Source organism: Parvibaculum sp. (assembly GCF_049651025.1).
Taxonomy (GTDB): Bacteria; Pseudomonadota; Alphaproteobacteria; order Parvibaculales; family Parvibaculaceae; genus Parvibaculum.
Genome location: NZ_JBASBH010000038.1, coordinates 1 through 4,895 on the forward strand (window position 1 = coordinate 1; position 4,895 = coordinate 4,895).

At 58.1% G+C, this 4,895-nt stretch carries 4 protein-coding genes; 1 reads left to right on the plus strand and 3 read right to left on the minus strand.

The genetic code is table 11. The features are described from left to right. From WA943_RS05270 to WA943_RS05280, 3 genes are all read right to left on the minus strand, one after another. The coding region (locus tag WA943_RS05270) for an aldehyde dehydrogenase family protein (protein ID WP_424468803.1) at positions 1-900 on the minus strand (900 nt) is incomplete at its 3' end. Further along, a complete protein-coding gene (locus tag WA943_RS05275) occupies positions 897-2,276 on the minus strand; it encodes a glutamine synthetase family protein (RefSeq protein ID WP_424468804.1) in 1,380 nt (459 codons plus the stop codon). The genes WA943_RS05275 and WA943_RS05270, both read right to left, overlap by 4 nt. A 168-nt stretch (positions 2,277-2,444) precedes the next feature. After that, entirely contained in the window at positions 2,445-3,998 is a 1,554-nt protein-coding gene (locus tag WA943_RS05280; RefSeq protein WP_424468805.1) for an amino acid permease, read from the minus strand. A 381-nt stretch (positions 3,999-4,379) separates the two neighbouring features. Here WA943_RS05280 and WA943_RS05285 point away from each other — a divergent pair. Further along, on the plus strand, positions 4,380-4,895 hold a 516-nt coding region (locus WA943_RS05285), incomplete at its 3' end, for a division plane positioning ATPase MipZ (protein WP_424468806.1).

A 4,895-nucleotide genomic window follows, 5' to 3' on the forward strand; every position in this document is an offset into this window, starting at 1 on the left:
GTCGAGAGGCGAGCCGAGCTTGTATGTCCGGGTCAGTTCGGCAAAGCCGTCGACGAATTTGTCGTAGACCGCTTCATGCACATAGAGCCGTTCCTTGCCGCAGCAGGATTGGCCGGAGTTGAAGAAAGCGCCGTCGACGAGGTTCTCGACCGCGAAAGCGATATTCGCATCCGGCCGCACATAGGCAGGATCCTTGCCGCCGAGTTCGAGGCCGACACCGATGAAGCGGTCGGCGGCGGCTTTGACGATAGCGTGACCGCCAGCCACGGAGCCGGTGAAGGCGACGTAGTCGATACGGGGATCGCCGATCGTCTTTTCGGTCAGTTCGTGGCTCATATGGAGCGAAGTGAAAAGCCCATCCGGCGCGCCTGCTGTTTCGAAGGCTTGCGCGAAACGCTCGGCGCAGAGTGGCGTCTGGCCTGAATGTTTCAGTATGACGGCATTGCCGGCCATGATCGCAGGCACGACCGAATTCACGGCGATCAAATAGGGATAGTTCCAGGCGGCGATAGAAAAAACAACGCCTAGCGGCTCGCGTTTGATGTAACGGTTGAAGCCGTCTTTCAGGCCAACATTAATATCGGCCAGCGTTTCGGCGGCAATGCCGATCATGTAGCGGGCGCGCTCTTCAAAGCCGCGCACTTCGCCCGCGCCATAGGCGATTGGCCGCCCCATTTGCCATGCGAGCTCCGGCACGATCTCATCTTTCATCGCGACAAGGGCATCGACGAAGCGCAGGCAAAGCTCCGTACGCTGCTTCATCGTCATCAGCTTCCACGAAGCTTGCGCGCGCTTTGCTTCGCTTAGCGCTTCATCGACATCGCGGGCGGTTGCCAGCGGGCGCTCGACATAAACACTCCCATCGACGGGAGATATGACTTTCAAAACAGATGCGGTCATCCGCGCTCAAATCCTCTCGTAACTTCCCAGTCCGTAACCCGACGATCATATTCGAGCTGTTCCCAGCGGCCCGTGTGGAGATAGTGATTGACGACATCGTCGCCAAATACGGCGCGTAGCGTAGCTGACTTTTCAAGGTTGGTCAGTGCGTCACGGAGGTTCTTCGGCAGCAAGGGAACGCCTTTGCCGACATAGGCGTCGCCCTTGAATTCCGGTTCCAGCTTGAGCTTTTTCTCGATGCCTTCGAGGCCAGCCGCGATGAGGCCCGCATAGGCCAGATAGGGGTTCAGGTCCGCGCCGCCGATGCGGCATTCGATGCGAAGGCTCTTGCCGTGTCCGCACAGGCGGAAGCCTGCGGTACGGTTGTCGTTCGACCAGACGATGTTGGTTGGGGCAAAGGTGCCGTTCACGAAACGCTTGTAGGAGTTGATGTAAGGCGCGAGGAAATATGTGATTTCACGTGCATGTTTGATTTGCCCCGCCAGGAATTGCTGGCCCAGTTCGGAGAGGCCGTGGACGGGACTTTTGGTGTCGTGAAAGAGCGCCTTCTTGTTCGCCTGATCCCATAGCGACAGGTGGATGTGGCAGGAGGAGCCTGCCAGCGTGTAGTTCCACTTGGCCATGAATGTGATGGCCTTGCCATGCAGATGCGCGATTTCCTTGATCCCGTTTTTGAGGATCGTGTGGCGGTCCGCCATTTCCAGCGCCTCGGCATAGCGGATGTTGATTTCCTCCTGTCCGGGGCCCCATTCGCCTTTGGAATTTTCGACAGGGATGCCAGCGCCTTCGAGACCGTTGCGGATCGCGCGCATGATCCCTTCTTCCTTGGTCGTGCCGAAGACGTGATAGTCCTGAATGTAGCTGTTCGCTGTTTTCAGTCCGTGGAAGCGCTTCTCATGGGCGCTCTCATAGGTCTCGTCGAAGAGATAGAATTCGAGCTCGGACGCGGTGTTCGCCGTCATCTTCTTTGCCGCGAGCCGCTTCAGCTGCTTCTTCAAAATTGCGCGCGGCGCATGAGCCACATCCTCGCCGTCATGGTCGAGCGTGTCGCAGATGACGAGCGCGGTTCCCGGCAGCCAGGGGATGCGGCGCAGCGTGTTCATGTCGGGCTTCAGCACGAAGTCGCCATAGCCGTCCGACCAGCTTGCTGCCTTGTATCCCGGCACGGGCTCCATGTCGGTGTCGACGGTCAGGAGGTAGTTGCAGGCATGGGTTTCGTGAACGGCGGTATCGAGGAAGTAGCTTGCCTGCATGCGCTTGCCGACGAGACGGCCCTGCATGTCGGGCATTGCCATGATGACGGTATCGATTTCGCCCTTGGTCGCGAGATTTGAAAGCTGGTCGAGGGTTAGTTTTCCTGACGGCGAATTAGGCATCGATCATGCTCCTTTGGAGACGAGCTTTATGCTGTTGCGCCGGACGGGGCCCATGCGCCAGCCAGTCCGAACAAAAGGAAACGGTCTGCGGTAGAAGCCGCAGCCCATTTCCGCTTGAGAGGGTGGAGGGCTCCTGGAGCGGAGCCCTCCCTGTTCGACGAGCTGTTGCTACTTGTGCAAAGCGGCTTCGGCGGCGGCAATTTCCGCCTGACGCTTGGCAATCATGTCGCCGATGGGCGGTCCCTGAAAGCGGCGGCTTTCAAAGGCGACCCAGACGATGCCCGTCACGATCAGGAAGCCGATCGTGATTCTCAGCGCCCATTCATTGGGTGGCTGAACGCCGATGATGAAAATCAGCACCATCGAAATGAGTGACAGGACGGCGAAGAGCGAGAAGAGACCGCGGCCAAGATTCCACGGACCCATTTTCGGCCATTTCGGCGTGCCATAGGTGAAGAGACCAAGGGCGATCGGAATGGCGAATGAGAAGAAGAGGAAGATGACCGTGCAGGAAACGACGATCGTATAAACCGGCGTTTCACCGAGCGTCACGGTTGACGATCCCCAAACGAAGAGAACGGCGAGTGTCGCGCCAGTCCAGATTGCGGCAACCGGCGTGCGGTATTTTGGCGAAACCCTGGCAAGAGCTTTCGAGAAGGGCAGGCCGCCATCGCGCGAGAAGGCGAAGATCATGCGCGATACGGATGTGACAGTCGCCAGGCCGCAGAGGAATTGCGAGACGAAGATGGCGATGTAGAGGATCAGCTTCACCGTCGGATTGACCTGGGCGTCCATTGCCCAGAAGAAAACATTCCAACCCTGCTTTGCGGCTTCATCCATGTTCGGGATCATCAGCACGAAAGCGCAGAGCATGATGTAACCGAAGATGGCGGACCAAAGGACCGACATCACCATGCCGCGTGGCACGGAATGAGCAGCCTTGACGGTTTCTTCCGAGGTATGCGCGGAGGCGTCGTAACCGGTGATCGTGTAGATCGGCAACAAAAGGCCGAGGATGAAGACCCAGTTGTTCGACACGAGCGGCCAGACATTGCCGCCTGCTTCGCCGGAGTAATTCGTGAAGGTGAAAAGACGCGACAGGTCATAGCTCGGTGCGACGGCAAGGCAGACGATTGCGAGCACGACGGCGGTTGCGAAGATCAGATAGCCGGAGAAATCGGTGAGCTTTGTCGTCAGGCCAATTCCGTAGTGATTAAAGAGCGCCTGCAGGCCGGTGAGGATCGTCAGGAAAATGACGCGCACCGTGATCGTGTCTTCCATGCCGAAAGTGGGGCCGAAGGCACCGAAGAAGAAGTAATAGGTGCCGACATTGATTGCGCCGAGCACGGTGACGAGGCCCAGCAGATTGAACCAGGCGGTGACCCAGCCGGTGAAGCGATTGCCGAGAATGGAGCCCCAGTGATAGAGGCCGCCAGCAGTTGGATAGGCCGATGCGATCTGGCCCATGGCAAGCGCGAAGACGCCTGAGATGAGACAGCCGAGCGGCCAGCCGATGCCGATGCCGATGCCGCCTGCACCGGACGTCGCCTGGGCGAGCGAGTTGATGCCGCCAGACAGGATGCAGATGATCGAAAAAGAAATCGCGAAGTTGGAGAAGCCGCCCATGCTGCGTCTCAGCTCCTGGGCGTAGCCCATGCTGTGCAGAATTTTGACGTCTTCGGAAATGTCTCCAGTCCCCGGTGGATTCAGATTTGCACTCATCTTCCCCTCGTGTTCAACGTGTGTTGCGTTCTGGAAAAATCCAATTGCCTCACTCATAGAAACGGGAAGACAACACGCAGCCGTCAGTCCCGCGGCTTTCACCGCCGGGCTATATTTTCCTCCGAACTTTTCAGGCTGGTTTGCGATGTCATTTCGAGGGCGGCCCCCCTTTGTGAACCGCGCGGACTTCCCAATAATTTAGCTTGCACGGATTCAGGGCTGGTTTCATCTGGATAATGAAGCGCGTTCCTCTGATTTTCAGAACGCTGCGTTCTGTTTCGCAGAATGACTTGAAGGCGAAGGGGTGTGGCAGTTGACGCCTGACCGCCGACTAACCCAAACTCGCCAAAGTGATTCCATGTAAGCGGTCTCGGGGGCCAGATGACTAATTCGGCTCATGGGCGGGGCTCCGCTCACGTCATCGTTCTTGGCAATGAAAAAGGCGGGTCGGGCAAAACGACCACAGCGATGCACGTGATCGCGCTTCTGCTCCATGAAGGCGCGCGTGTCGGCTCGATCGACCTTGACGGACGGCAGCGCTCGCTAACGCGTTATGTTGAAAATCGGAAAGCCTGGGCGGAAGGAGCGGGGGTTGACCTCGTGATGCCGGATCATGCCGTGATCCCGCGTTCGGATCTGGACACTGTGGCTGAGGCACAGGCGGCGGAACGCGCGGCGTTCGACGAGATATTCAATCGGCTCTCAAGCGAGAATGATTTTGTCGTTATCGATTGTCCGGGCTCCGACACTCATTTGTCGCGGCTGGGCCATGCCGCTGCCGACACGCTGATTACGCCTATGAATGACAGCTTCGTCGATTTCGATCTTCTCGGGCGCGTCGATCCGCAGAACTGGAAGATCAAGGGGCCGAGCGTTTACAGCGAGATGGTTTGGGAA

Coding starts and splice junctions, on each gene's coding strand:
- WA943_RS05280 (WP_424468805.1), bottom strand. CDS start 3,998: ATGAGTGCAAATCTGAATCCACCGGGGACTGGAGACATTTCCGAAGAC.
- WA943_RS05275 (WP_424468804.1), bottom strand. CDS start 2,276: ATGCCTAATTCGCCGTCAGGAAAACTAACCCTCGACCAGCTTTCAAAT.